The 26,969-nt window shown below is 69.5% G+C and carries 21 protein-coding genes and 2 pseudogenes; 13 read left to right on the top strand and 10 right to left on the bottom strand.

Annotation, left to right across the window (positions count from 1 at the left end):
* Positions 1–44: 44 nt before the first annotated feature.
* Both ACFU6I_RS38845 and ACFU6I_RS38840 read right to left on the bottom strand, forming a co-directional pair.
* Positions 45–341: a hypothetical protein gene (locus ACFU6I_RS38845; protein WP_384376175.1), complete on the bottom strand. Its 297-nt coding sequence runs from the start codon at positions 339–341 to the stop codon at positions 45–47.
* 98 nt (positions 342–439) lie between these two features.
* A complete protein-coding gene (locus tag ACFU6I_RS38840; protein ID WP_384376172.1) occupies positions 440–6,517 on the bottom strand; it encodes a hypothetical protein in 6,078 nt (2,025 codons plus the stop codon).
* Positions 6,518–6,675: 158 nt separating this feature from the next.
* Between ACFU6I_RS38840 and ACFU6I_RS38835 the strand changes: the two genes are divergently transcribed.
* Both ACFU6I_RS38835 and ACFU6I_RS38830 read left to right on the top strand, forming a co-directional pair.
* Positions 6,676–8,271 carry a hypothetical protein gene (locus ACFU6I_RS38835; RefSeq protein WP_384376169.1) on the top strand — a complete coding sequence of 532 codons (1,596 nt, stop codon included), beginning with the start codon at positions 6,676–6,678 and terminating at the stop codon, positions 8,269–8,271.
* 214 nt (positions 8,272–8,485) lie between these two features.
* The gene (locus tag ACFU6I_RS38830; protein WP_384376166.1) at positions 8,486–9,376 is read left to right on the top strand and encodes an SCO0930 family lipoprotein; all 891 of its coding nucleotides are present in this window, start codon (positions 8,486–8,488) and stop codon (positions 9,374–9,376) included.
* Positions 9,377–9,852: 476 nt separating this feature from the next.
* Here the strand turns inward: ACFU6I_RS38830 and ACFU6I_RS38825 are convergent, their stop codons facing one another.
* Together ACFU6I_RS38825 and ACFU6I_RS38820 are read right to left on the bottom strand one after the other, a co-directional pair.
* Positions 9,853–10,689, bottom strand: coding sequence for a cytochrome c oxidase assembly protein (locus tag ACFU6I_RS38825; protein WP_384376163.1), 837 nt, complete (start codon positions 10,687–10,689; stop codon positions 9,853–9,855).
* An 11-nt stretch (positions 10,690–10,700) separates the two neighbouring features.
* Entirely contained in the window at positions 10,701–11,255 is a 555-nt protein-coding gene (locus ACFU6I_RS38820; RefSeq protein ID WP_384376160.1) for a DUF2243 domain-containing protein, read from the bottom strand.
* Positions 11,256–11,746: 491 nt separating this feature from the next.
* Here ACFU6I_RS38820 and ACFU6I_RS38815 point away from each other — a divergent pair, with 491 nt between their 5' ends.
* The gene (locus ACFU6I_RS38815) at positions 11,747–12,289 is read left to right on the top strand and encodes a MarR family winged helix-turn-helix transcriptional regulator (protein ID WP_384376157.1); all 543 of its coding nucleotides are present in this window, start codon (positions 11,747–11,749) and stop codon (positions 12,287–12,289) included.
* Between the two features lie 16 nt (positions 12,290–12,305).
* Here ACFU6I_RS38815 and ACFU6I_RS38810 read toward each other — a convergent pair whose 3' ends face one another.
* The 5 genes from ACFU6I_RS38810 to ACFU6I_RS38790 all read right to left on the bottom strand — a co-directional run bounded on the left by ACFU6I_RS38810 (position 12,306) and on the right by ACFU6I_RS38790 (position 16,290).
* A complete protein-coding gene (locus tag ACFU6I_RS38810; RefSeq protein ID WP_384376154.1) occupies positions 12,306–12,659 on the bottom strand; it encodes a hypothetical protein in 354 nt (117 codons plus the stop codon).
* A 43-nt stretch (positions 12,660–12,702) separates the two neighbouring features.
* On the bottom strand, positions 12,703–14,403 hold the full coding sequence (ctaD, locus tag ACFU6I_RS38805) for a cytochrome c oxidase subunit I (RefSeq protein ID WP_384376151.1): 1,701 nt from the start codon (positions 14,401–14,403) through the stop codon (positions 12,703–12,705).
* Between the two features lie 234 nt (positions 14,404–14,637).
* On the bottom strand, positions 14,638–14,964 hold the full coding sequence (locus tag ACFU6I_RS38800; protein WP_384376148.1) for a hypothetical protein: 327 nt from the start codon (positions 14,962–14,964) through the stop codon (positions 14,638–14,640).
* A 70-nt stretch (positions 14,965–15,034) separates the two neighbouring features.
* Positions 15,035–15,400 (bottom strand): DUF6233 domain-containing protein, encoded by a 366-nt coding sequence (locus tag ACFU6I_RS38795; protein ID WP_384376145.1) that lies wholly within the window; start codon positions 15,398–15,400, stop codon positions 15,035–15,037.
* Positions 15,401–15,651: 251 nt separating this feature from the next.
* A complete protein-coding gene (locus tag ACFU6I_RS38790) occupies positions 15,652–16,290 on the bottom strand; it encodes an SMI1/KNR4 family protein (RefSeq protein WP_384376142.1) in 639 nt (212 codons plus the stop codon).
* Between the two features lie 376 nt (positions 16,291–16,666).
* Between ACFU6I_RS38790 and ACFU6I_RS38785 the strand changes: the two genes are divergently transcribed.
* The 9 genes and pseudogenes from ACFU6I_RS38785 to ACFU6I_RS38745 all read left to right on the top strand — a co-directional run.
* Positions 16,667–16,909 carry a hypothetical protein gene (locus tag ACFU6I_RS38785; protein WP_384376139.1) on the top strand — a complete coding sequence of 81 codons (243 nt, stop codon included), beginning with the start codon at positions 16,667–16,669 and terminating at the stop codon, positions 16,907–16,909.
* A gap of 197 nt (positions 16,910–17,106) precedes the next feature.
* Positions 17,107–18,561 (top strand): MFS transporter, encoded by a 1,455-nt coding sequence (locus ACFU6I_RS38780; protein WP_384376136.1) that lies wholly within the window; start codon positions 17,107–17,109, stop codon positions 18,559–18,561.
* 91 nt (positions 18,562–18,652) lie between these two features.
* The gene (locus ACFU6I_RS38775; protein ID WP_384376133.1) at positions 18,653–20,224 is read left to right on the top strand and encodes an FGGY family carbohydrate kinase; all 1,572 of its coding nucleotides are present in this window, start codon (positions 18,653–18,655) and stop codon (positions 20,222–20,224) included.
* 75 nt (positions 20,225–20,299) lie between these two features.
* Positions 20,300–21,973, top strand: coding sequence for an FAD-dependent oxidoreductase (locus ACFU6I_RS38770; protein WP_384376131.1), 1,674 nt, complete (start codon positions 20,300–20,302; stop codon positions 21,971–21,973).
* Positions 21,970–23,523, top strand: a complete 1,554-nt coding sequence (locus tag ACFU6I_RS38765) for an FAD-binding oxidoreductase (RefSeq protein ID WP_384376128.1) — start codon at positions 21,970–21,972, stop codon at positions 23,521–23,523. The genes ACFU6I_RS38770 and ACFU6I_RS38765 overlap by 4 nt, the downstream gene beginning before the upstream one ends.
* A 52-nt stretch (positions 23,524–23,575) precedes the next feature.
* The gene (locus tag ACFU6I_RS38760; protein WP_384044551.1) at positions 23,576–24,235 is read left to right on the top strand and encodes a glycerol-3-phosphate responsive antiterminator; all 660 of its coding nucleotides are present in this window, start codon (positions 23,576–23,578) and stop codon (positions 24,233–24,235) included.
* Between the two features lie 5 nt (positions 24,236–24,240).
* Positions 24,241–24,543, top strand: coding sequence for a putative quinol monooxygenase (locus ACFU6I_RS38755; protein WP_384376124.1), 303 nt, complete (start codon positions 24,241–24,243; stop codon positions 24,541–24,543).
* Positions 24,540–25,679: a zinc-binding dehydrogenase gene (locus ACFU6I_RS38750; protein ID WP_384376121.1), complete on the top strand. Its 1,140-nt coding sequence runs from the start codon at positions 24,540–24,542 to the stop codon at positions 25,677–25,679. The genes ACFU6I_RS38755 and ACFU6I_RS38750 overlap by 4 nt, the downstream gene beginning before the upstream one ends.
* Before the next feature lie 23 nt (positions 25,680–25,702).
* Positions 25,703–26,095 (top strand): annotated as a pseudogene (locus tag ACFU6I_RS38745) (hypothetical protein); the annotation flags it as partial.
* Positions 26,096–26,145: 50 nt separating this feature from the next.
* On the opposite strand, the pseudogene ACFU6I_RS38740 reads toward ACFU6I_RS38745, so the two are convergent.
* Positions 26,146–26,262: pseudogene (locus ACFU6I_RS38740) on the bottom strand (hypothetical protein); the annotation flags it as partial.
* A 275-nt stretch (positions 26,263–26,537) separates the two neighbouring features.
* Between ACFU6I_RS38740 and ACFU6I_RS38735 the strand changes: the two are divergent.
* On the top strand, positions 26,538–26,969 hold a 432-nt coding region (locus ACFU6I_RS38735; protein WP_384376118.1), incomplete at its 3' end, for a hypothetical protein.

The following is a 26,969-nucleotide window of genomic DNA, read 5'->3' as shown; positions in this document are numbered from 1 at the left end:
GCCGGAGAGGGGTCCGGTCCGGCCCGGCCGGCGTCCGGGCGGGGTCACTTGCGGAGGCTCGAACCCATCTCGGAGTCGAACTGGGTCATGCCCTCGCCGTACTTCTTGATGTACTCGGAGATACCCGTGAGGCCCTCGGTGACCTTGCCGTAGTTGTCCGTGTACTCCTGCACGAAGGGCTGGAAGTCGTTCTTCGCCGACGGGGTGTTGTAGCCGTCGGCGGTGAGGGCGTCCAGGTCGGACTTGATCTTGTTGAGCTGGGCGACCGCGATCTCGTACTCGTTCATGGTCTGTGTGGCGGCGGCGTTGGTCTTCTCGTCGTTGACGATGTAATCGGCCATCGGAATGTCTCCTGTTTCCAAGTCGGTGGTGCGGTGGGGTGTTTCATGGACCGTTTCGTGGACCCGCGCCCTACACACGAGGGGTGTGGCCGATCGGTTCAGACTTTGATGGGGGCTTCTTCCGGCGGATTCGCCAATTCGGTGTCCTGGTTGGAGTTGACGCCGCCGATGGTTTTCGTGGGAATCGAGGCGAGGGGTACCTCGGGGCCCTTGGTCTTGAATCCGTGGGCGTTCTCGACCTTCTTGCCGGCCAGCGAATTGCCCACGCCGTAGCCGAGTTTGATGCCCGCGTTCTCCGCGGTGGTCTGCGCGTCGGCGCCCTTGGCGCCCACCTCGTAGCCGAAGTTGACGATCTGGCCGACGGCGCCCTTGATGATGCTGGTGAGGGCCTCGTAGCCGTAGTCGTGCAGCTCGGTGACGGAGGTGGGGCCGCCCGCGTAGGCGTGGTAGTCGTGGATCGGGGTGTGCTGCTCGTTGAAGGAGCCGTTGGCGTCGACCTCGGTGAGGGTCTTGCCGTTGGCGTCCTTCACCTGCACGGAGCCGTTGTTGTTGACCTTGACGTCGAACGTGGCCGGGGTGCCGTTGTTGTCGGTCGTGGTGACGGTGCCCTCCACGCCGTCCTTGGTGACGGTGAACGTGGTGTTCTCACCGCCCGCGGCGTTGCTGAACGTGGTGGTGCCGTCCGGGTTCTGCGTGATGGTGACGTTGCCCGCCTGGTCGGTGGTGGTGGCGGCGCCGTTGGCGAAGGTGGTGGTGGCGCCGCCGCCTCCGTCCGGGGTGACGGTGGGCGCGGGTCCGCCGGCGACGGTGGTGTTGTTGCTGAAGGTGACCTGCGGGGGTCCGGCGGGGCCCTCCTGTCCTGCTCCGGGTTGCGCCGGCTGAGTCACGCCGGGCCCGGTGAGGCTGCCGTCGGGTCCGACGGTGACCGTGTCGCCGGGCTGGTTGCTGCCGGGTACGGACACGTCGAAGGTGCCGTCGCCGTTGGCCTTCACGTCGAACGGGCCGCCGTGGATGGTGGAGTTACCCTTGCCGCCGACCGGGATGTCCGCGGTGGGCCCGCCGGCGTTGCCGCCGACCGTGAAGGTCTCGGGGCCCGGCGCGGGGTCGCGGTTGAAGGGGTTGTGCGGGCCGTCCAGGATGTCGGACTTCTGGCCCGGTGTACCGGCGTTCTCCCCGTTGCCAGGGCTCTTGCCGAAGGTGGTGTTGTTGGTGTCGACGCTGGTGTTGCCGCCGTAGAAGCCGTCGTGGTGGACGACGGGGCCGCCCCCGGGCGTGGGCACGGTGATGCCGCTGTTGCCGTCGCCGGTGACGGTGCTGATGGTGGTGTTGCCGGGGTTGTTGCCGATGGGGTTGCCCGCCGTGTCGATCGGAAGGTTGGTGACCGGGTCGACGTGGGTGCCGGAGGGGCCGAGACTGGTGACGCCGCCGGGTGCGAAGGTGCCGGAGGCCGGTCCGTACGTGACGGAGAACTCGCCGTCGGGTCCGCCGTCCCCGTTCGGACCGTGCACGACGGTGCTGCCGGGCTCGTGGACCGGGTCGACGCCGTGCGTGGTGATCGTGGGTCCGTCCGGGCCGTTGGACAGGGTGTTCTGGCCGCCGGTCATCTCCGGTGAGCCGAACAGGCCCCAGCCCTCCTGCTGCGGGGTGTTCACCGTCACCTGGGTGTTGGTGCCGGAGATGTCGGCGCCGCTCGGCGAGTTGTTGACCGTGGCCTGGCCGTTGTTGTCGACGGTGTGGCTGACGCCGGAGTCGTGGTGGACGGTGGTGGTGGCCGGGCCGTTGCCGTCGTTGCCGATGGTGGTCGTGAACCCGTCGTTGCTGAAGGTGGTGGTCTGGCCGTCCGTCGAGAGGGTGGCGCCGTTGGTGTTGGTGATCGTGCTGGGGGCCTGGTTGCCGCCCACGGGGTTCGCGGGCGGCGGCACCTTCGCCTCGGCCCCGGCGGGGGTCTTCGTGGTGATCGTGCCGTCGGCGCCGGAGTTGACGGTCGTGGGCGGACCGCCGGGTGTCTGGTTGTGGGTGAAGGTGACATCGCCGCCCGCGTCGACCGTGGTGTTGATGCCCTGGGTGTTGACGCCGTTGGTGCCGACATCGGCCTGCGCACCGCCGGCTCCGGTGTCGGTGAAGGTGGCCACGGGGTTGTTGTTGGCGTCGGTGTTGGCGGTGATGGTGACCGCGCCGTCGGTGACGGTGCCGGTGTTGTCCACGCTGAAGGTGCCGTCGTTGTCGGCGACGGTGGTGCCGGTCGCGCCGGTGGTGACGGTGCTGTTGGGGCCCGCAGGGGCGTTGTTGCTGATGGTTCCGTCGTTGTTGATCGTGCTGTTCGCGGTGTTATTGCCATTGACGTCCGTCTGGGCGCCGTTCGCCGTCAGGGTGGTGCTGGTGCCGCCGGAGGTGGTGACCTGCGTCGGGGTGTCGCCGTCGGGCGGGTTGACGGTGACCGAGGCGGTCCCGCCCTGCGGTCCGACCGTGGTCGGGCCGTCTCCGCCGGTACTCACCGACGTACCGTTCTGATGCACGGTCGTGACACCGTCCAGGCCCTGATTGACCTGGACCGGGTTGACGGTGCCCACGCTGCCGCCGGTGCCGTCCGGGCCGTAACTCACCTGGATCGGACCGTTGCTGACGGTCGTGGTGCCGTTGTTGTCGAACGTGACCGTGGTGTTCCCCGGACCGCCCGTGTTGACCGTCTGGGTGCCAGTACCTCCGGGCGCCGACTTGGTGACGGTGCCGTCGTTCTGGACGCTGGTGGTGCTGCCGTCGGCGGTGGTGACCTGGGCGGGGTTGCCGCCCGAGGGCGAGTTGACCGTGACCGAGGCGGGCCCGCCCTGCGGTCCGACCGTGGTTGGAGCCTTTTCGCCGGTACTCACCGACGTACCGTTCTGATGGACGGTCGTGACACCGTTCGGGCCCTGGTTGACCTGGACCGGGTTGGCGGTGCCCACGCTGCCGCTGATGCCGTTCGGGCCGTGACTCGCCTGGATCGGGCCGTTGCTGACGGTCGTGGTGCCGTTGTTGTTGACCGTCACCGTGGCGCCGTTCGGGCCGTGGACGGTGACCGAGTGGCCGCCGGCGTTGTCCACGGAGATGGTGGTGTTGCCCGCGTTCACCGGATTTCCGGGGGTCGGCTGCGGCACGGCCGGCGGGACCGGCTGGCCCTGCGCGTCGTTGGCCGTGATGGTGCCGTTGGCGGCGACGTTGATCTCCTGGTCGCCGTGGGCGATGCTCGCCGAGCCGTCCTTGTTGACCGTGGTCGAGCCGCCGATGGTGACGCCGTCCGCGCCATGGCTGATCCCGTCGACGTGGAACTTGCCGTTGGGGTTGATGGTGAACGTCGTGCCGTCCGGGGAGCTGAACTTGATGTCGAGCGGCGAGAAGTCGACCTTGCCGCCGGGGCCCGTGGCCGTACCGCTGCCGTTGCCGTCCGTGGTGATCCCGCCGACGGTGACGCCGCCGTCCGGGCCTGCCGAGACCTGCGGCTGACCGCCGGGCGGGGTCACGTCGAGGCCGCCGCCGGGCGTGGTGGTGACGGCGGTGCCGTCGGGGCCGGTGAAGGTGACCGGGGCCACGCCGTTCGGGCCCACGGCGATGTCCCCGTTCGGGTTGACCGTGACCGGCGGCTGGGCGCCGGAGGGGGTCACGTCGAACTTTCCCTCCGGGTTTATGGTGATCGTTCCGTTGTCGGGCGTGCTGAACGTGATGTCGGCGGGTGAGAACTCCACGTTCCCGCCGCCGCCGGTGGCCGTACCGCCGCCACCGCCGTCGGTTGTGATGTTGCCGGTGGTGATGCCACCGTCCGGGCCCACCGAGACCTGCGGCTGACCGCCGGGCGGGGTCACGTCGAGCGAGTTGCCCGGACCGTTGAACTGCACCGTGTCGGGGGTGGGGCCGCCGGTGGTCACCGTGAACCCCGTGTTGTCGAGCGTGGTGGCACCGCCGCCCGGCGTGGTGATGGTGGCGCCGCCGCCCGGCGGGATGCTGGTGCTGACATTGGTGTCGGTGAAGGTGACCGGGCCGCCCGCGCCCGCCGGGGGCAGATTGACGTTCTGGCCGCCACCGTCGCCGTTGACGACGCTCACGCTGCCGTTGTTGCCGACGGTGGCCTGCGTACCGTCGGGCAGGGCGAAGCCGCCTCCCGGGTTCCCGGTATTGCCGTTGAGCGTGGTGTTGCCGAAGTTGATGTCCACGTTGCCGTCGGCGGGGTTGTGGGTCACCACCGGCTGGCCCGCCGCGGGGCCGTTGAAGACCGAGTTGACACCGTTCTGGTTGTCCGTGGTGAGCCCGCCACCCCCCACCGTCGTGGAGCCGCCGTTGTCGGTCAGGGTGAGGCCGGTCGGGGTGGAGACCGTGTTGTTGTTCACGGTGAACTCCGGCGTGGGACCGCCGCCGTCGCCGGGCGAGCTGAACGTGGTGGTGCCATCGGGCCCCTTGGAGACCTCGCCGAACGATCCCGAGGTCGTGAAGCCGCCGTCCGGGCCCAGCTCCGTGGAGAGCGTGGGCTTCTCGGAGTGCGCGGGCGCGAACTCGCCGCCGAGCCCATCGAAGATCTTCTCCTTCGTGGTCGGGCCCTGGACCGGGGTGTCGATCGTCGTCGTGGTGCCGTTCGAGGTGATGACGTCCCCGTCCGGGCTCTTGATGGTGTTCGTGCCGTCCGCGGTCGTCGAGGTGAACCCGTCCGGTGTCGTGGTGGTCGTCGACGTCTCGGGCCCCGGGACTCCGAAGGGCAGGTCGTCGGGGGCGGCGACCTGGTCGGCCTTGGGGCCGGGCGGGGTGATCTTCGTCTCGGTCTTCGCACCGTCCGGGGTCGTGACCTTCGTCTTGACCTCGCCCGTGGACGGGTCCGACTTGGTCGTGCCGTTGATGCCGTGGAAGCCGGTCTTCTGCGCGCCCTTGGTGTCGACGAACAGGAGGTCGCCGGGTTTGAACTTGCCGTCGGTGAAACCGAAGGTGTCCCCGGAGAACGCCTTGTCGATGTTGCTCTTGAACTTGCCCTTGGTGGTGAAGGCGTCCTTGATGCTGGTGGCGAACTTCGTCCCGCCGAACAGGGTGAGGGCACCGGCCGTGGCGGCGCCGAGCGCGGCGCCCGTGGCAGCCGAGGCCGCGTCGAACTTCTTCCCGTCGACCGCCGCCGTGATCCCGCTCGCCAGGAAGCCGAGGGAGAACTCGGTGGTCACATCGATCGCGAACTTGGCGCCGAGCGCCAGACCGGGGGACGTCTTGAGCCCCACCAGCCCCTTGGCCAGCGGATCGATGATCTTGCGGACGAACGTCGAGTTCTTCAGGGCCGCCGTGACCGCCCCGGAAACCGTCCCGACACCCTTCCCCACCTTGGCCAGGAACGGCGCGAACTTCGCCAGCTTGCCCGCTATCCCGGCGAGTTTCCCGAGCCCGCCGAGCAGCACACCACCGGGTACGAGGGTGAGCAGGCCGATGATGACCTCACCGGCGTCGATCTTGCCCTGCGACACCATCCGGATCAGCGAGACCGCGAACAGGATCCCGCCCAGGATGAGACCTATGACCGGGAAGAACACGGCGACGATGCCGATGATGACACCGGCGATGATCTCCACCAGCGGGTTGTCCGCGAGGAAGTCGCCGAACTTCTTGATGAAGTCCCGTGCGGGGATGGCCTGTTCGGCGGCGTCATCGAGGATGACCGTGGCCTTGTTGGACCCGTCCTCGCGCATCCGCCGCGCCGCGCGGCCGAGCTCCTCGGCGGCGGACAGCGCCTCCTTCGCGGCGCTCACCTCGCCCTGCTGGGTGAGGTGGGCCTCGGCCTGTTCCGGGGTGGCGTCCTCCGCGAGCGCCGGAACCTCCGTCTTCGCGGTGCCGGCGACCTCCTGGCCCTGGTCGATGGCCCGGTCCAGCAGGTCCTGGGCGTCGGTCAGGGTGTTCGCGTACTCGTCGTAGGCACCCGCGGCGGTACGGAAGGAGTCCCGCGTCTTCTCCAGGAGCCCCGGCAGGTCCTTGGTGATCCGCGTCTTCAGGGCGTCCATCGCCTGGCCCTTGCCGCGGCGCAGCGCCCCGTCGGCGCGCAGCAGATCGACCGCCTCGCCCGCCCCGTCGCCCAGCTCCTGATAGGTCCTGGCCAGTGTTCTGATCGCCTCCGGGTTCCCGGGGGTCGGGTCCTCCGCGAACCCGAGCACCTCCCAGCCCGTGCTGTGCCGACGCGCCATTTCCAACTCCTCCCGGTTACACGCTCGTTCGGCACCTCCTCACGAGGAGTCCCACGTTTTGGTTCAGCTCGTTGAACCGACTCCGGGTCCCGCGCGTGTGACGGCCGACGCACCAGCAGTGCGCGTCACCAGGCCCCGTACGGAGGAGGACGAGAAAGATGCGCGACGCCCCGAGGACGACGAACGAAGCACGGCGCCCGGCGCCGTGGCGCACGACGGCACGGGTGACGGCGGTGTGCGGCCTGGCGGCCGCCACCTGGCTGGCGCTGCCCGCACCGGCGCAGGCTCTGGGGTCCGTACGGGCACCGGACTCGGTACGGGCTCTGGAATCCGCACCGGCGCCGGCCGCCGTGCAGATGCGGCCTTCCCGGGCGCTCCGGGCCGACGAGGTGACGAAGTACTACGTGGTCAAGTCCGCACAGGAGAACGGCGGCGAGCAGGAGACGCTGTTCGGGATCGCGGAACGCACCCTCGGCGACGGCGACCGGTTCGAGGAGATCCTGGTCCTCAACAGCGGGCGCCAACTGCCGGACGGTTCGGCCTTCGTAAGTCCTGATCAGCTGACTCCGGGCTTCCCGCTGATCCTGCCGGAGGACGCCGACGGCCCCGGTGTGGAGTTCGGTGTCCTGCCCGAGGAGAGCGCCGCCCCGGCGAAGCGCCCCGAGCGGAGCGCCTCCCCCGCGCCCCGCGCCGCGGCCGTCCGGAGCTCGGGACCGTTCGCCGGGCTCGGCGACCGGCTCGCGTCGCCCTGGCTGATCGGGGGTGTCGCCGGCGCCGCCGTACTGACCGTGGTGATCGTCGCGCGGCGTCCGATCGGCCGGGCCCTGCGCGCCACCGGCTCCGGGATCGCGCGGGCCGCCCGGGTGCTGCGGCCGCGGCTGCCGCGCCGTCTGGCACTCGCGCTGCGGCGGCGCCGACGGGGCGCGCTCGCGCGGCGGCTTGCGGCGGACACCCGTACGCCGGTGGTGGTGCGGCAGGCGCTGCGCGAGCTGATCCCCGCCGACACGGCGAAGGCGGAGCGTCCGGTGCGGATCTACAGCGTGCTCGCCGAACCCACGAAGCTGCTGGCGTCGGTGTCGGGGGCGCACACGGCGCCCGCGCCGTGGACCGCGCTGGAACCGAATCGCTGGGAGCGCACCGGGCTGCCCTCCGTCATCGAGGGCGATCCGACGGCCGGCGTGACGCTCGCACTGCCGCACCTCGCCCGGATCGGGGTGAGCGAGCGGGGGGCGCAGGTGATGGTGGACCTCGGGCAGATCAACGGCGCGCTCAGCGTCAGCGGTGACCTCGTCGTCGCCCAGGACACCGTGGCGGCGCTGGTGCGCGGCTTGCTCGAACTGCCGCGGCAGAGCACGGTGGTGGTGTCGGTGGACCCGGGCGCGAGCGCGCTGCCCGGCCTCAACGGTCTGGTCCGGGTGCGCTCCGTGTCGGAGGTGAAGGGCAGGGCCCCCGAGGAGATCCTCAACTCCGCCGAGGAGTTGGGTGTCGGCCTGGTGCGTGGTGCCGCCCGTACCGGTGAGGTCACCGGGTTCATCGTCCTCCAGGACGCGCCGACCGCCGAGGAGGCCAGGGCGCTCGCGGACCTCACCGTGTCCGAGGGCGGCGGCTGGATCGTGCTGACGGTCGGCGACGTACCGGGTGCGCACTGGCGGTGGTACGCGGAAAACGACGGCAGCGTCGACCTGGGCGTACTCGGTCTGCAGGTGGTCGTTCCCACGCAGACGTTGGCGGGGGCGGGCACGGGGCGAGTCTGACGGCTCGCGACCCGGTAAAAGAATTCCCCGGGAATTGAACCTCCCCGCCACACCTGCCGTTTTCACAGTGACGGTGACCGGCCGGAAGGAAATCCGGGACCAGAAGCTCCGCCCCGGCAGTCGGCCGACTCCTCCCCTGCTGCCGGGGCGGGCAATTACTTCAGCACTTCAGCGAAAAGCCACTTCTTCAAGAGTTTCCGAAAGAGGGATACCCATGCGTAAATTCAGCTACGTCCCGGTCGCGTTCACGGTCGCCGCGGTCATGCTGACGGCGGCCTGCGGAAGCTCCCGGGGCACGGAGGCGACCACCACCGGTTCCGCCGAGCGCGCCGTCTCGACGAACAACGGTGCGCAGCCCTCGCAGGCGGGCCGCCTCAGCGTCTGGAAGAGCGAGAAGCTGGGCCAGGTCGTGACGGACGGCGCGGGCTTCACCCTGTACCGCTTCGACAAGGACACGGCGAAGCCGCCCGCTTCCAACTGCACGGGCGACTGCGCCGCATCCTGGCCGCCGGTGCTCGCCGACGGCGCGAAGGCGGGCCGCGGCATGGACCCTGGGCTGCTCGGCTCGGTGAAGCGCGCCGACGGCACGAAGCAGCTGACGCTCGCCGGATGGCCGCTGTACCGCTACGCGGAGGACACGGCGCCTCGGCAGACCCGCGGTCAGGGCGTCGGCGGCACCTGGTTCGCGGCCGCGCCGGACGGCACGAAGGCGAAGGCGCAGGCGCAGGAGGCCCCGGGCGAGCCGAACGACCTGCCCGCGCTGTCCACGGTCGACGACAAGGAGCGCGGCACGATCGTCCGCGACGGCAAGGGGCGTACGCTCTACCGCTTCACCAAGGACACCGCCTGGCCGATGAAGTCCAACTGCGAGGGCGCCTGCCTGGAGAAGTGGAAGCCCGCCGAACTCGTCGACAAGAAGAACATCAAGGGCATCGACCCGAAGCTGATCATCCCGTACACCCGCCCCGACGGCACGAAGCAGCTCACCATCGACTGCTGGCCGCTCTACTGGTACACCGGCGACAAGAAGCCGGGTGACACCAACGGCCAGGGTGTGAACGGCACTTGGTTCACCGTGCGGCCCGACGGCAAGCTGGCCAAGTAGTCGTGTCGGACCGAGGAGGGGACCGCCCCGCGCCTCGGTCAAGGACGCTGCCTCCAAGAAAGCGCACCCGGGGGTTGGTTCAGATCTCCTCCGGTGGTGGCGTGCAGGCGGCGGGAGTGGCGGCGTGGAGAGCACCCGGTCGGGGACGGCAAGGCCGGTTGTCTGTTGGACGGCCACCGCCAGGGCGAGGCGGTCCAGCGAGTCCGGCCCGAGGTCGCGGATCGCCATCGTCACGGCCCCCAGCCGGGCACCGGGCCCTGGCGTCCGGGACGGCAGCTCGGCCCTGGCGTCCGGGACGGCAGCTCGGCCCGGGCGCCGACGCGCGGCGCGAGCCCGCCCATACGCAGGGCCAGGGAGAGAAGCGCTGAGGCATCCGCGAAGTTGGCCGTCACAGCCGGGCCTGGGGCTGATTCATCCGGCCGATACCAGGAGCCGAGTAACCACCGACGCCCGTGGAATCGTTGCGACGGGTCCGGTCAGCCGGCGGCTGTCCTGACCACGCCACTGGGCACCCGCCGATGAGCACCATGGCGCCGGTGGCGGTCGGGCCGCCAAGTGGTGACGAGGGCTGCGGCGAGGAGGAGTTCGGCGATATCGCCGCCGTAGTACATGATCTCTGCGCCGCCTTGAACCTGGTCGATGGGTGCGTGAACGTTGATGAGGAAGCCGCCGTAGATCAGCTGGGAGATCGTGGCGTGCGCCGCGACGGCGATCCCGAGGACGACGAGCCGGGTGGGGGCGCCGGGCCGGGTCGGGGCGGGGTCGGGGCCGGCGATGATCCAGGCGAACAGGCAGCCGGACAGGAGGAAGTGGGCGTGCATCAGCCAGTGCAGTACGGGCTGGTTCATGGTCGCGTTGTACAGCGGGGTGAAGTACAGGAGCGCGAGGATGCCGGTGCTCAGGACCAGGGCGCTGACCGGGTGGGCGAGCACTCTGGCCGGGCGACTGTGCAGAACGCCCATCAGCGCGCGGGCGCGGGCGGCGGGCAGGGTGCGCAGCAACAGGGTGACCGGCGTGCCGAGCATCAGGGCCAGGGGTGCGTACATGCCGATGAGCATGTGCTGGGCCATGTGCCCGCGGAAGTCACCGTGGGCGAAGGGGGCCAGCGGTGGCAGCAGTGCTCCGGCGAGCAGGGTGCATCCAGTCAGGAAACTCGCCGTCCGCCAGCGTCCCCAGCCCCGGACGGGATTGCGGTGCCGGGCCCGGTGTGCGAGGAGAAGGTAGGCGGCGGCGAGCAGGATGACTGCGGCTGGGGGAAGCAGCGTCTCCCACGGACTGCTACCTGCGCCGTGGTCGTGCATGTGGCGATGCATGTCGACGTCCATCAGGCGTGCCGGGCGGGCCGCTCGGAGGCGTCGGGGTCGAAGGGCCGGCCGCTGCGCTGGAGCAGGTAGCCGCCAATGATCAGCAGGAGGCCCAGGAGCAGGAAGCCCATGTCCCACCAGATCTGGTGGGGACCGCCGTGGACGTGGTGGATGCCGAGGATCTGATGGTCCAGGAGGCCCTCGACGATGTTGAACAGGCCCCACCCGACCAGGATCCACCCCCACAGCACCCGGGAGGTCCACACCCGGCGACGCTGGTGAGTGACCCGGGAGTACAGGATGCCCAGGCCCAGGATGACCGCGACCCAGCAGACGGCGTGGAAGATGCCGTCCCACAGGGTGTTCATCTCCAGACCGGAGACCGTGTTCGCGGGGTAGTACTTCACGCCGATGCGGTCGTGGTTGGTGCTGGTGAGCATGTGGTGCCACTGCAGGAGCTGATGGAGCAGGATGCCATCGACGAATCCGCCGAGCCCCACTCCCAGCACGATTCCTGGCAACTGGATGCTCTTGGGCAGCGTGCCCTCTCGTGTCTGACCAGTGGTGGTGGCCATCGCCTGTCCCGTCTGATCTGTCCTTCGGATACATGAGCCTGAGCCACTACGTCTTCCCGATCTGATCCGCCCATCACGATCGGGCGTCCTTTCGGCCGAATGACACCGCCATTCGAGAACGGCGCGTTCGGGTCGTGCTTGTGGGCGAGGCCGGCGGCGCCGAGCATCCGGCCCCGGCCCGTGAGCTTCGCCGTGCGCTCGGGATGGGCGGCGCCGACGTTCGGCGTGGTCCGCGATTGAGGCCCCGACGTGTTGGCCTGGCGGGTGGCTGTCAGTTGATCAGAGGGTGTCTCGCCGGGCGAGTACCAGTGCGGTGCTCAGCTGACGGTGGGTTGGCCGGTGGGCGATGCGGTCCCAAACCAGCGAGGCGATCGCGCGCCACCAGCACCAGCCCGGCCGGCGCCAGTCCGAGCCGTGGCGACAGGAAGAGCGCGGTCGCAGCACTAGGCAGCCGTACAGGTCGATCAGCGCCCCGCTATCCTGGTCCCGCAATGGACGAGGATGACAACATCAAGGCCGTAGGCGGCGCCGACAGCGTGGACACGATGCTGGCCGAGTGGCGGAACGAGTGGCCCGATCTCGACGTGTCGTCCAGTGCGGTGGTGGCACGCCTGCTGCGTACGGCTCGGCTTCTGGACGAGCTGTTCGCGAACCGGCTGCGTCGCTCGGCCGGCATGCCCCTCGCGAACGTGGGCGACTTCGATCTGTTGCAGGCGCTACGCCGCAGCGGCCCTCCCTACGCACTGACGCCCGGCCAGTTGCGCCAAGCGCTGGTGGTGTCCTCGGCCGGACTGACCGGGCGGCTCAACCGGCTGGAACGGGAGGGGTGGATCGCCCGGGGGGCCTCCCCTGTCGACGGCAGAAGCACGCTGGTGGGCCTGACGGAAAAGGGGCGAGCGAGTTTCGACCCCATGGTGGAACAGCACTTCAGCCTGGAACGTGACATTCTTTCCGTTCTCGACCCGGAGGAACGCGCCGTGGTGGCGGACGCACTGCGCAAAATGCTCGCCTCCCTGGAGCAGGACGCCCGCTGATTTCAGTCGCCCGGCGTCAGGCAGCGCCGACTGCCGTCCCCAGGATCACGGCGATGCAGAGGCCGATCAGCCCCAGCGTGACAACACCCATCGCGACAGCCGTGTCCCGGGCAAATCGGCGGTGACGGGCCTCGTGCTGGGCCTCGACCTGGCTGATGCGGTCCGCGAGGTACTGGGAGACTCGGCGCGCGTTCTCCTGCTCCGTCCGCGCGTAGGCCTCCTCGATCACGAGTCGCTGATCGGCGGTGAGGCCGGGCAGCTCCCAGGCGAAGTCCCGGGCCCTGCGGTGTGCCTCGCGGCGGTTGGCCTTCTGGTGGAGAAAGCCCTCGATCTGATGCAGCCCGAGGGCCGCTTCGTAACTGGCGTCCATGGACAACTCCCGAGTACGTGATAGAGACGGCGGTCGGTGTGGATCAGCTCTGGTCGCGGGAGGCGATCGGGCTGTCTCCGGAGTCCTCGCCGACGGCCAGGCCGGGACGGTGAAGGTAGAAGGCGGGCGACTCACTGCGGATGCGCGGCAAGGTGAGGAAGTTGTGCCGCGGCGGCGGGCAGGAGGTCGCCCACTCGAGCGAACGACCCCAGCCCCACGGATCGTTGACACCGACCGGCTTGCCGTACTTGGCCGTCTTCCAGATGTTGTAGAAGAACGGCAGGATCGACAGGCCGAGCAGGAACGATCCGATGGTCGAGATGGTGTTCAGGGTGGTGAAGCCGTCGGCCGCGAGGTAGTCCGCGTACCGGCGTGGCATGCCCTCGGCGCCCAGCCAGTGCTGGACCAGGAAGGTGCTGTGGAAGCCGATGAACAGGGTCCAGAAGGTCATCTTGCCGAGGCGTTCGTCGAGCATCTTGCCGGTGAACTTGGGCCACCAGAAGTGGAAGCCGGAGAACATCGCGAACACCACGGTGCCGAACACGACGTAGTGGAAGTGCGCCACCACGAAGTACGAGTCCGTTACGTGGAAGTCGAGCGGCGGCGACGCGAGGATCACGCCGGTCAGCCCGCCGAACAGGAAGGTGACCATGAAGCCCATCGCCCACAGCATCGGAGTCTCGAAGCTGAGCGAGCCCTTCCACATGGTGCCGATCCAGTTGAAGAACTTCACACCGGTCGGGATGGCGATCAGCATCGTCATGAAGGAGAAGAACGGCAGCAGCACCCCGCCGGTGGCGTACATGTGGTGCGCCCACACCGTCACCGAGAGGCCGGCGATCGCAATGGTCGCGCTGATCAGGCCCATGTAGCCGAATATCGGCTTGCGGGAGAAAACCGGGACGACCTCACTGATGATGCCGAAGAACGGCAGGGTGAGGATGTACACCTCGGGATGGCCGAAGAACCAGAAGAGGTGCTGCCACAGCAGAGCGCCGCCGTTGACGGGGTCAAAGATATGGGCGCCGAACTTCCGGTCGAACTCCAGCGCCAGCAGTGCGGCGGCCAGGACCGGGAACGCCAGCAGGACCAGCACGCTGGTGAGCAAGACGTTCCAGGTGAAGATGGGCATGCGGAACATAGTCATCCCGGGTGCCCGCATGCAGATGATGGTCGTGATGAAGTTGACGGCGCCCAGGATGGTGCCGAAGCCCTGGAGTGCCAGCCCCATGATCCACATGTCACTGCCGGCGCCCGGCGAGTGGACGGCGTCCGAGAGCGGGCTGTAGGCGAACCAGCCGAAGCTCGCTGCGCCCTGCGGGGTGAGAAAGCCGCCAATGGCGATCAGCGAGCCGAACAGGTACAGCCAGTAGGCCAGCATGTTCAGTCGGGGGAACGCCACGTCGGGTGCGCCGATCTGCAGCGGCATGATCCAGTTCGCGAAACCGGAGAAGATCGGCGTCGCGAACATGAACAGCATGACGGTGCCGTGCATCGTGAAGGCCTGGTTGAACTGCTCGTTCGACATGATCTGCGTGCCCGGTCGCGCCAGTTCGGCGCGCATCAGCAGCGCCATGAGGCCACCGAGGCAGAAGAAAGCGAATGAGGTGACCAGATAGAGCGTCCCGATCCGCTTGTGATCCGTACTGGTCAGCCACTCGACCACAAGGCGGCCGGGAGAGCGGTGCCGCCGCGGAAGAGTTGTCGGCGACGGGACGGGCGGTGATGGAGCGGGCAGGGTCACAGCAATCCTCCATACGTGCGATGAGTCCGGGCATGCGGCGTTTGCGCGCCGGCGCCCGACCCTGGAAACAATATCTCGCTCGCGAGAGAGATATATCGAGGGGTCGTGTGTGCACTGAAGCCGGCCGCCTCGGATCGTCGACCAAGGCGTTGAGGCCGGCGATGCGCGAGCTGATGCCCTCTGCCCACGGAAAGGAGCGGACGCTGTGCGTGCCGAGGATCACGTCCGTGCAGGTCAAGCTGCGTGTTGGTACTCGTGGATCATTCCGCTGAGGCGGTCGTGTCGGCGCATGTCGAGGCGAGCAATCCCCCAGGGGTCGATGACGGTTTCGGGGAGTGCGCGCAACGGCGCGACTGCCTGCAGGGAGCGGTGGGCGCGGCGCTCGTTGTAGAACTGCTCGTAGAGGCGGCGGTCGAGCTGCAGAACTACCAGTTCAACGCCCACGGTGTGGAACTGGGACAGCACTACCGCTCCCGGAGGGTGGTCGGTGACGGCACCGAGCCGTCGGCTCCACAGTGCGACCCCGAGCTCCACTACCAGCCTCGCAGCACCTGCCAACATCCCAACACCCTGCGGTGGCCCATCCGGTACAGAGCCCCTGCCTCTGGTTGGTCCCGAGACAGGCGGGGGCTCACCCAGGCGCCCCGAGCACCAGGTCCGGGCGGCACACCTCACAGGCCGAGGTCCCGTCGGCGAGGCGGGCGGCCGCCTCCTCCCGGCTGACTGCTCGCAACTGTTTCCCCGCGGCGAAGCAGTCACCTCGGTGGACTTCGCCGCGCGGGGAGCCGACATCGACCTCGGTGATACCCCAGACGGGGGTACGCGGGGGACGCTCCTTGACCTGCGGCTTCCCTTGCTCCCGCGGCTTCTCGCCCGGCCGTGGCGCTCTTTCCTGCGGCTCGGCGGCAGCGATGGCTTGGCGGACGCGTCCAAGCCAGATGGTGAGCTGCTGCTCCAGGGTGCGGAGGCGTGGCAGGTCAGGCGGGAGATCGTACATATGTTCGAGTCTACTGTTCTCAGGTAGGTCCGCGGCCCGCCAGGAATCCGGGATCCCGGCCTTGGCCACGCGCTCCAGAGCGTGGATCCAGATGGTCCGCGAAGCCTCGTCGGCCGTCCTGGCAGACGCCTTGGGCGTGATCCCTCGGACAGCGATGCGCTACGCCGAGCGCGCTGGAACGGACTGCCTGGGCTACGCGGCCCTGCGCAGTCCCCGGGGACCCGAGGACGTTTGAGGCGAGCGCCTCAAGATCAGGGCATGGCCCAGGCTTCAACACGCCAGCCCGGCAGTTCCTTGTCCAGCCACTCTTCGACGGTCCTCCGCCAAGGATCCGAGGGATCGCTGTCGGCGACATCAGCCCAGGCGTCCTCCGCCATGTCGGGGTCGATGAACAAGCTGTCGAGGTAGGCGTCGAAGTTGTCGGCGACCTTGGTGAGGACATGGTTGCCCAGATACCCCGGCCAGGCGATGGCGTGGACGAACGCGTGCAGCTCGCCGTGTGTGGAGGGGGTCAGGTCCAGGAAGAGTGTGTCGCTGCCGCCATTGCGGGCGATGGGCAGCAGGCCCGTCAGAGAGACGTTCTCAGCGAGCCACCCGTCGCGGCTGCGCCGGTACTCCCCCAGGAGGGTACCCCAGCCGTACTCACCGGCGCCGTCACGGCCCAACTGATAGAGGTCGTCGAAGCTCTGGAGCGGTTCCGTTTCACAAGCCGACAGACGGACTGAGTACTCCAGCCTCCCCCCACCCGCCGCTTCCAAGAACGAGCAGTAGGCGGGCGGTAGGGGCAGCCCGATCTCCCGTTCGAGCGCGTCACGCTCACTCGGGTCGAACGGCCTGAACGGACCACCCACCAGGCGACCCCGATACCAACGCGAGAGTTCCTCGGACACGGACAGAGTGTCGCACCCCGCTCCGACAGCCCCCAGGCGCTGTTCACCTCTCACCAACAGCCGTGTCATCGGCCTGACCTGGCTGATCGCACAGTGACCCCAAGGCGAGGACGAACCGGTCAAGTACCGGATGTCCAACCTGCCCGCCGACATCCCCGCCCGGGATCTGGTCCGCCTCGCGAAACTACGGCGGCGGATCGAGCACGACTGCAGCCCTACGACACCGAAGCCCACATCGTCGGCGTGCGCCCCGAGATGACGGCGTGACGGATAGCCGACACGGGCGCAAAGCGCCACGTTGGAGCATCCCCATGCGATCTGCGTATCCGCCGAGATGCGGCGCGGCAGGAGGACATGCCTCAAACTCAGGCGTCTCATGGCGCGTACGGCCTTGGGCGCGGCAACCGCCGCCGTCCTGGCCGTCATCGCGGTCGCGCCCTCGGGGGCGAGCACCCCGTCTGACGGTGCGTCGGGGAAATGGCCCATCATTGGCAGCGAGAAGAGCACGGCACAGGGTGGCAAGCAGGCGACGGTCACGCTCCTCGCCGGCGACAAGGTTGCCGTCACCGACCTCGGTCAGGGCAGGAAGACGGCCGGCGTCCACGTCACGTTTGAGTAACCTGCCGGAAACCCTTGACGTTTCTCCTGACTCGTTCTTAACCTCACTGCGTAGTTCGCATTCCTTGCAGTTCACGTGCTGCGGCGCTTTCCGCAGTGTTTTGACAGGCACAGACATAGACCACCTGTCGGTGGCTTCGTCATGCCTGTTTTTTGTGCTCCCCGTGCCGCCGATGGGTCTTCCTCGAAGGCGGATTCATGGCACAACGTCCGAGCGTCAAAGGCGTCGCCGACGTCGTTGCGCTCATCGATGGGCTGGGAAAGATCACCGGCCGGGCGCAAGTCATCTGGTTTCTCGTGTTCGGCGGGCTGTTTCTCGACGCCTATTCGAACGCCGCGCTGAGCGCCGGTCTGGGACCGATGACGGCCCAGATGGAACTCACCAGCACCCAGGTCTCGATCCTCACGGCCACCGCTCCGGCCCTGGCGATCATCTTCAACCCCGTCGGCGGCTGGCTCGCCACCCGGATCGGCCGCGTTCCCCCGCTGCTCATCGCCAAGGTGTTCGCCATCGCGGGCGCCCTGCTGGCCGCGTTCGCCGGTGACTTCACCGTCGTCTGGTTCGGCCGGGTCCTGGTGGGTGTCGCGTACGGCATCGACTTCGCCGTCGCCATGGCGCTGCTCGCCGAATACACGCCCGCGAAGCTGGGCGGCCGGCTGAACCTGTGGCAGGCCGTCTGGTACGTCGCGACCACCAGCAACCTCGCGCTCGCCCTGCTCTTCTTCAACCTGGACGTCGGCGCGGACATCTGGCGCTGGTCGGTCGGCTCGGCCGCGGTCGTCGCCGTCGCCCTGCTGCTGGGCCAGTGGCTGATGCTCCGGGAGAGCCCCACCTGGCTGGCGAGCAAGGGCCGCCTGGACGAGGCCGTCGTCAACCTGGACAAGATCTACCGGATCGAGGCCGTCGCCGGTAAGCCCGACGAGGCGACCCGCGCGGCCACCGAGGCGCCCGCGATCGGGTTCCGTCAGGCCGGGCTGCTCTTCAAGGGCGAGTACCTGCCCCGGACGATCCTCTCCTCGGTCATCTCGCTCGGGCAGTCGATGCAGTACTTCGCGGTCGGCTGGTACCTCCCGCTGATCAGCCTGACCATATTCGGCGAGAGCTTCGAGAAGGCCACCATCGGCTCAATGGTCTTCAACGCCTTCGGTATCGCGGGCGGCCTCCTCTCGGCGTACTTCGGCCGGCGACTCGGGCTGCGGCTCAGCTCCGCGGCCGGTTTCGCCGGGGTCTTCGTCGCACTGCTCGCGATGGGCCTGACCTTCGAGAAGGTCCCCACCGCCGTGGCGTTCCTGCTGCCGGTGCTGTTCATCCTCTGCCACTCCGCGGGTCCCGGCGCCAACGGCAAGTCCATCGCCGCGCTCTCGTACAGCAGTGATGTCCGCGCGCTCGGTACCGGTGTCACCGGGATGGTCGGCAGCTTCGGCAGTGTCGCCGGGCTGTACGTCTTCCCGCAGATCAAGGAATCCCTGGGGCTGGCCGACACCTTCCTGGTTCTCTCCGTCGTGCCGCTGCTCGGCCTGATCACCTGCCTGGCGATCAAGTGGGACCCGACGAAGGCCGCGTCCCCCGACGAGGCCGCCGGACAGGACCGGGTCGCCGTCGGCGCCCGGGCCGGCTCACTGAAGGACGCGCGGTCCGCGACCGCGCGCTGACCCGGCTCCGGTCCTGCCGCACCACACGATGGTCCCCTCCCCTCTCGTATCCCTCCGCACAGCTCGCGATGCTCGCAATGAAAGGGCTGCAATGACGCAGACGTTCCCCGGCGCCGCCCCACGGTGCGGTGTGCTGTCCATCGACGAGGGCACCACGGGCACCAGGGCCGGAGTCGTCCTCGACTCCGGCGCGGCCCACGAGGTGTTCTACCGGTCGATCAAGGTCAGCCATCCGGACGACCTCTCGGTCGAGCAGGACCCGATGGAGATCTGGAGCGCCACAGTCGAGGTGGCGCGCCGGGCCGTCGGCCGGGCCCGCGAGGAGGGCATCGAGATCACCGCGGTGGCGCTGTCGACGCAGCGGGCCACGGCGATGCTGTGGGACCGGGTCACCGGGCGGCCGTTGCTGCCCGCGGTGGTGTGGCAGGACCGGCGTTACGCCCATGAGCTCACCGCGTACGAGGCGGAGTGGGACGCCGCCCTGCTGGCCCGTCAGGGCCGACCGGTCGGCGCCCGTGCCCCGTTCCTCTGGGCCGCGCGGCAGATCGCCGCGCACCCGGAGGTGGCCGCCGCACACCGCGAGGGCCGGCTGCTCTTCGGCACCGTCGACACCTGGCTGATCTGGCGCCTCACCGGCGGTGCCGTACACGCCACCACCCCGACCAACGCCGCGTCCAGCGGCGGATATCTGCTGGAGCGGCACGCCTGGGACGAGGAGTGGATCAGCCACCTCGGCTTCCCTCTCGACCTGCTCCCGGAACTCCGCTCCGACGACGCCGGATTCGGTACCACGGACCCCGCCGCCCTCGGGATCGCCGTCCCGCTGGCCGCCTCCATGGGCGACCAGCACGCCGCACTGATCGCGCTCGGCGGCCTCGCCGCCGGACAGGGCATGTGCGTGTACGGGACCGGCGCCTTCGTCGACGCGGCGACCGGCACCACGCCCGCCCTGCCCCGGCCGGACATCTCCGGGGTGCTCGCCCAGCCCGGTCGGCGACAGGGCGACACCAGCCACTACAGCCTGGAGGCGTACACCTCCACGGCGGGTTCGGCGCTGCGCTGGCTCTGCGACGACCTCGGGCTGTTCGCATCGCCGAAGGAGCTCGGTGAGGAGGCGGGCCGGGTCCCCACCCGGCCGGGCCGCACCCCGCGTTTCGTCCCGGCGCTCGCCGGGGTCCGTACGCCGGTCTGGCACCCGGAGGCCACCGCCTCCCTCACCGGGCTCACCCTCGCCACCACTCGCGCCGATCTGGCCCGCGCCGTGCTGGACGGGATCGCGCACTCGGTGTGCGACCTGATCGACGGGGTCGCCGACACCATGGGCACGCCGTTCACCCGGCTCCGGGTCGGCGGCGGGGTCTCCGGCAGCGACCCGCTCATGCGGATCCAGGCCGACCTGACCGGCCTGCCGCTGGAGCGGGTCTCCGACTCCGCCACCGCCAGCCTGCGGGGCACCGCATATCTCGCCGGTGTCGCCCGGGGCTTGTGGTCCTCGCTCGAAGAGGTCGTCGAGGAACAGCCGCACGGCCAGGTCTTCGAGCCGTCGATCTCGGCGGCCGAGCGCGCCGAGCAGCGGGCCGCCTGGCGCGACGTGCTGATCGCCCACCTGAACGACCCCGCGCTGCTTCCCCTGACGAACCCCGAACCCCGAACCCCCCACTGACGGCCCCCGACCGTCGCACCGGCGGCCCGTACCCGACCACGCGGCCGCCGCACCGAAACACCAGGAGTTGATGTTGTGATCACCATGCCCGCCCGGAAACCGCGGCGCAGCGCCGCGGCGACCCGCCGAACGCCCCTGCTACTCGACCGGGCAGCCCTCAAGCGCCGGCTGGCCGACGACACATACGACGTGCTCGTCATCGGCGGCGGCATCACCGGGGCGTACGCCGTGCTCGACGCGGTATCGCGCGGGCTGCGCGCGGCACTGATCGAGAAGGACGACTTCGCCTCCGGCACGTCGTCGAAGTCCTCGAAGATGGTGCACGGCGGCCTGCGCTACATCGAGCAGGGCAACGTCAACCTGGTCCGCCACTCGCTCCTGGAACGTCACCGCTTCCGCAAGAACGCCCCGCACCTGGTGCACCGGCTGCCGTTCCTCTTCCCGATCCTGGAGAAGGAGGGCATCTTCGACGCCCGCCTCGCCAAGGGCTTCGAGGGTCTGCTGTGGACGTACGACCTGGTCGGCGGCTGGCGGATCGGCAAGCTCCATCAGCGGCTCACCGTCCCCGAGGTGCTCGCGCAAGCTCCGACGCTGCGCGCGGAGAACCTCAAGGGCGGGCTGATGTACTTCGACGCCCGTACCGATGACGCCCGGCTCGTGCTGACCATCGTCCGGACCGCGGCAGCGCTCGGTGCGACGATCCTCAACGGTGCCAGGGCCGAGGGTCTGCTGATGCAGATGGGCAAGGTGGCCGGCGCACGGGTCTCGGCGGACGGCGACACCATCGACATCCGCTCGCGGGCCGTCGTCAACGCCACCGGTGTGTGGACCGACGAGCTCGACGCGAAGGCCGACGACGGTCACAGGCCGCAGGTACGGCCTGCCAAGGGCGTCCACATCGTGGTGCCGTGGGACAAGGTGCGGATCAACTGCACGGTCACCGTGCCGATCCCCGGCCGGGCCCGCCGCGCGACCTGCACCCGCTGGGGCAACAGCGTCGTGCTCGGCACCACGGACGAGGACTATCAGGGCTCCCCTGACGACGTGCACTGCACCCGCGAGGAGATGGACTTCCTGCTGGAGGGCGCCAACACCGCCTTCGAGGGGAAGCTCACCCCGGACGACGTGGTCGGCTCCATCGGCGGCCTGCGCCCGCTGGTCGGCGGCAAGGAGGGCGCGACCCTCGACATGCGCCGCGACCACCACATCACCGTCGGCCGCACCGGCATGGTGACGGTAACCGGCGGCAAGCTCACCACCAGCCGACACATGGGCGAGCTCGTCATCGACAAGGTGATGACGGTCCTCGGCCGCAAGGGGAAGAGCCGCACCACCGACCTCCCGCTGCTCGGTGGTGCCGGCTACGACGCCGAGGCCGTCGCGGCCTCCGGCGGCATCGCCGCACACCTCGGCGAACGTTTCGGCACCGAGGCCCGGTTCGTCGGCGACCTGATCCAGGACGACCCGACGCTGGCCGAGCCGGTCGTCGCGGGACTCCCGTACACCAAGGCGGAGGTCGTGTACGCGGCCCGCGCCGAACTGGCCCGCTCGGTCGACGACGTGCTCTCCCGGCGGCTGCGCGCCCGGCTGTTCGCCCGGGACGCCTCCGTCGACGCCGCCGGGGCCGTCGGCGCGATCCTCGGCCAAGAACTGAACCTCTCGGAGGCCGAGGTGGAGCGTTCGGTCTCCGAGTACCTCGCAGCCGTCCGTCACGAAAAGTCCGTACTCCTCGAAGGGGCAGCAGCATGATCAGCCGTCAGACCATCACCCACCCGTTCAACCGGGGCAACTACACGATCGGCGCCCCCAGTTTCGCCAAGTGGGCGCAGAACACCGCGATCGGGGACGGCGAGGCCGCCCTCCAGGTCGACCCGGTCGACGTTCCCGCATCCGTGCTCGAGGCGCTGCGCGGGGCCGCGCACGCGGTGCACACCTCCCGCGACGAGGTCGTCACCCGGACCCGTGACTGGTGGGCCGGCTCGATGATCGGTGAGACCGAGGGCCGTCCGGCGACGCCGAACGCCGTGATCGTCGAGGCGGCCGACGCCGACCAGGTCGCGGCAGTGCTGCGGATCTGCCACGAGGCCGGCATCCCGGTCACCCCGTCCGCCGGCCGCTCCAACGTCACGGGCGCGGCACTCCCCGTCTTCGGCGGCGTCGTCCTGGACGTCTGCGGACTGAACGAGATCACCGGCTTCGACGCCGAGTCGAACATCGTGGACGTCCAGGCCGGCATGTTCGGCGACCTCTTCGAGAAGCAGCTCCAGGAGGAGTACGGCGTCACCACCGGTCACTGGCCGTCCGCGTTCGCCGTGTCCACGGTCGGCGGCTGGATCGCCTGCCGCGGCGCCGGCCAGCTCTCCACCCGTTACGGCAAGATCGAGGACATGGTCGTCGGCGTCGACGTCGTGCACGCGGACGGTACGCGTGCCACGTACGGCGACTACGCGCGCGCCGCGGTCGGCCCGGACCTGCGCCAGCTGTTCGTCGGCTCCGAGGGCACCCTCGGCGTCATCGTCTCGGCGCGCCTGCGGGTCCACCCGCTGCCCGAGTACGCCAACGCCGTGGCGTACGGCTTCAAGACCTTCGCCGAGGGCCTGGACGCCTGCCGCAGGATCATGCAGCGCGGTGCCACCCCGGCCGTGCTGCGGTTGTACGACGCCCTGGAGTCGGGCACCCACTTCGGCCACCCGGAGACCAACCTCCTGCTCATCGCCGACGAGGGCGACCCGGCCATCGTCGACGCATCGATCAAGGTGGCGGCCGAGGTCTGCGAGGCGTACGGCCCCGAGCTGGACAGCAAGGCGGTCTTCGAGCGCTGGCTGGACGAACGGATGCTGGTCGGCAAGTCCGCCGACGGCTTCAAGCCCGGTCCCGGATTCGTCGCCGACACCCTGGAGATGGCCGCTTCCTGGACCGACCTCCCGGTGATCTACGACGAGGTCGTCGCCGCGATCCAGTCGGTACCCGGCACCCTGGCCGCGTCGGCCCACCAGTCCCACGCGTACACCGACGGCGCCTGCGTCTACTTCTCGCTGCGCGGCGACGTGGCGCCCGAGTCGCGCCGCGACTGGTACCGCTCGGTCTGGGACGCGGCCAACGCCGTACTCATCAAGCACGCGGCGGCGCTCAGCCACCACCACGGCTGCGGCCTGCTGCGCGGCCCCTACCTGGAGGAATCCCTCGGGGCGGGCTTCGCGACATTCGTCGCGGTGAAGAAGGCCCTGGACCCGGCCGGCATTCTCAACCCTGGCAAACTCGGCCTTCCCAGCCGATTCGGTACGTCCCCGCTGAACTGACGCCAGGACCTCAGCAGCCACGAACCCCTCTCTCCCCAGGCAGGCCCTTGCCATGACCCCTTCCCCCTCCCGGTCCGGTGCCGCACTCGACCCCCGGCTCACCACGGCGTTCGCCGAGGTGCCGGTCATCGCGTCGGTCGTCGGCACGCAGCCGCTGCGGCAGTTCCTGACCGCACCGGCCAAGGTGTGCATCCTCGCCTCGTTCGCGGTGGGGCAACTGCCCCAGGTCGTACCGGCGCTGGGCCGGGCGGGAAAGACCGTGTTCGTGAACGTGGACAGCAGCCCCGGTCTGGCTCAGGACCGAGGCGCGCTGGAGTTCATCAAGAACATGGGCGCGCACGGCGTAGTCAGCACCCGGCTCTCCCTCATAGAGAAGGGCCGCCCGCTCGGCCTGCTGACGATGATGAAGGTGTTCGTCACCGACCGGTCCAATCTGCGCCGCTCCACGGACGCGATCTCGCGCGGGGCGCCGGACCTGGTCGAGATCATGCCCGCCCCGATCATCGCCCGGATGAGCGCGCAGGCACAGCGCGCGATGTCCCCGTCGGTCGCCGCCGGCTTCGTCGAAACCGCCGCGGACGTCGCGCTCGCGCTGGCCCTCGGGTCGGCCGCCGCCGCCACGTCCGACCCCCGCCTCTGGCACCTGCGCCGGGACCAGCTGCCGCCGGTCCCGGCCACCGCCCTGAAGAGGCCCCCCGCACCCCAGGAGTAACCCCCATGACTTACGTGGTCGTAGCCCGCTACCGCACCCAGGCCGGTGCGGAGAAGACCGTCCTGTCCCTGCTTGACACGATGGCCGCCGCCTCCCGCAAGGAGCCCGGCAACCTCGCCTACCAGGTCCACCAGGGCACCGAGGACCCGCAGGCGATCGTGCTGTACGAGGAGTACGCCTCCGAGGCCGACTTCACCGCCCACTGCGCCACCCCGCACTTCCAGGAGATCGTGCTCGGCGAGGTCGTCCCGCTGCTGGAGAGCCGCGACGTGCTGCGCTACGCCCCGCGTCCGGAGGTGGGCGCGTGAAGACCCGTGCGGTGGTGCTGCGCGGGATATCGACGGCCCGCCCGTACTCCGACACCCGTCCGGTCGAGGTGGAGGAGCTGGAGCTGGGCGCGCCGCGCGAGGGCGAGGTGCTGGTACGGATCGCGGCTGCTTCGCTCTGCCACTCGGACCTCTCGGTGGTCAACGGAGACCGGGTCCGGCCGCTGCCGATGGCGCTCGGTCACGAGGCGGTCGGCGTCGTCCAGGACACCGGACCGGGCGTCAGCCGGGTCTCCCCCGGCGACCATGTGGCGCTGGTCTTCGTGCCGAGCTGCGGCTTCTGTGGCGACTGCGCACAGGGCCGGCCGGCTCTGTGCGCGCAGGCAGCAGCGGCGAACGGATCCGGCGCGTTGCTGCACGGCCCGTCGCTGCTGGCCGATGCCTTCGGCAACCGGGTCCATCACCAGCTGGGCGTCTCCGCGTTCTCCGAACACGCCGTGCTGGCCCAGGAGTCTGTGGTCCCGATCCCCAAGGACATCCCATTCACCGTCGCCTCGATGTTCGGCTGCGCGGTCCTGACGGGCGCGGGCGCGGTGATCAACACGGCGGCCCTGCGTCCCGGGCAGTCGACGGTGGTCTACGGCCTGGGCGGTGTGGGCCTCTCCGCGGTACTGGGCGCCCGGGCGGCGGGGGCGTACCCGATCATCGCAGTCGACCCGGTCCAGGAGAAGCGCGAGCTGGCTCTCCGGCTGGGCGCGACGCATGTGTACACCCCCGACGACGCTGTGCGGCAGATCCGCGAACTCACCTCCGGCGGTGCCGAGTTGGCGGTGGAAGCAGTGGGCAGTCCGAAGGTGATGGCGGAGTGCCTGTCGGCCGTGGCACGGGGCGGAAAGGTCGTCTCGGTGGGCCTGCCCGCACCCGACCGGCTGCTGGAGGTGCCGGCCCTGGCCTTCGCGGGCGAAGGCAAGTCGCTGATGGGCTCGTACATGGGTGACGCTGTGCCGCGCCGCGACATCCCGAGGTTCCTGGACCTGTGGCGGGCGGGCGTGATGCCGGTGGAGCAGATGCACACGGGCACGCTGCCGTTGACCGACATCAACGCGGCGCTGGAGGAGCTGGCTTCGGGCCGGGCGATCCGTCAGGTCATCGACACATCGGGCATGCTGAGCACCTGACTCCCCGGCTCGGACTCGGTCTACTGAAGGGCGCCAGGACAACGTTCACCCCGCCCCGGCCGCTCGACGTCACCGCGGTCTTTCCTCAACCGGTCACGCTGGCACGCACGGCGACCCGGTTGCATCCCCGCCCCGGGGCTCCGTCACCGCGCGACAGTTCGGTCGGCGGGCCGCTGCTGCAGCCCGCCGACGAGCCGTGGCCGTACTGCGACGAGCGGCACGAGTGGCACGAGGCTCTGGTCGACGAGTGGCACGAGGGTCCGAACCCCATGCTGCCCGTTGCCCAGCTGTACGTGCCCGACGTACGCCTGCTGCGACCGCCCGGACAGGCCGATCTGCTCCAGGTGCTGCGGTGCCCCTTCGCGCACCCGCCGGAGTACAAGCCTCCGTCCGCGCTGTTCTGGCGATCCGCCGCGACACGGTGGCGTCCCGTCCATTCGGTCAGTCGGCTGCCGATCGCGGCGAGTGCGGTGTCACCGGCGGCGTGTCCGTGGCGGTCGTTGAGCTGCTTGAAGTGGTCAGCGTCTGAAGCGCGCGGGTTCCCGGAATCCTGAGCGTTGGTAAGCCGGAACCTGCATGCCAGCTGATGGCTGCGGCGGTCCCACGCGCGGGTTCCGGCTTAGCTGACGGGACATGATGAGCGAAGCCCGGTTCCGCCAGGAGGATTGGGAAGACCACGGCTGATCTGAAAGACACATCCCGCCTGGGACTTCCGACTTCGACGACGGCGACGAACTCACCCGGCGGCTGCCATGCCTGGCTCCCCTGTACGATCACCGAATACGGGGCGCTGATCCGCCTGTCCTGTGCGGAGATCAGCAAGTGGCTCCCTGTCCGGAGAGTTGAGGGAGCTGGCGGGTGTCCGCTTTGGACTTCTACGCTCACGTCGCCGTTTGCGGTGAGGTCCTGGGAGTTGGCCTCGGTGCCAACCCGGAAGTCTGGGAGGCCGCTCTGGGGGCGACATGCCTCGATGTTCCCGGTGGTGGCCTACTGCGGCGGGACTACGGGCTCGTGGAAATCAACTTCTCGCCGGACCAGCCGGGGCGGCAAGGGCGGATGTCGTGCTTCGGCTTCGGCGTGAAGATCCAACGACTGCTGTACGACCAGTCCCCGAACACCGTGCCGTCCCCGCTCTCGCGGGAGTACGGGGAATTCGCACCCAGAGTCCCGTTCAAGGAACTGCAGGCCGCCATCATGGCCCTGGGCCACACGATCGAACTCGACAAGCACAACACGTCGAGTGACATGGACTGCTACCGCGTATCCGCGTCCGCCTCCCGCATCCACGTT

It is taken from the genome of Streptomyces sp. NPDC057486, assembly GCF_042802415.1.
GTDB classification, from domain to species: domain Bacteria; phylum Actinomycetota; class Actinomycetes; order Streptomycetales; family Streptomycetaceae; genus Streptomyces; species Streptomyces yanii.
The sequence above is the reverse complement of the archived record's forward strand: the minus strand, read 5'-3'. Positions and strand labels throughout refer to the sequence as shown.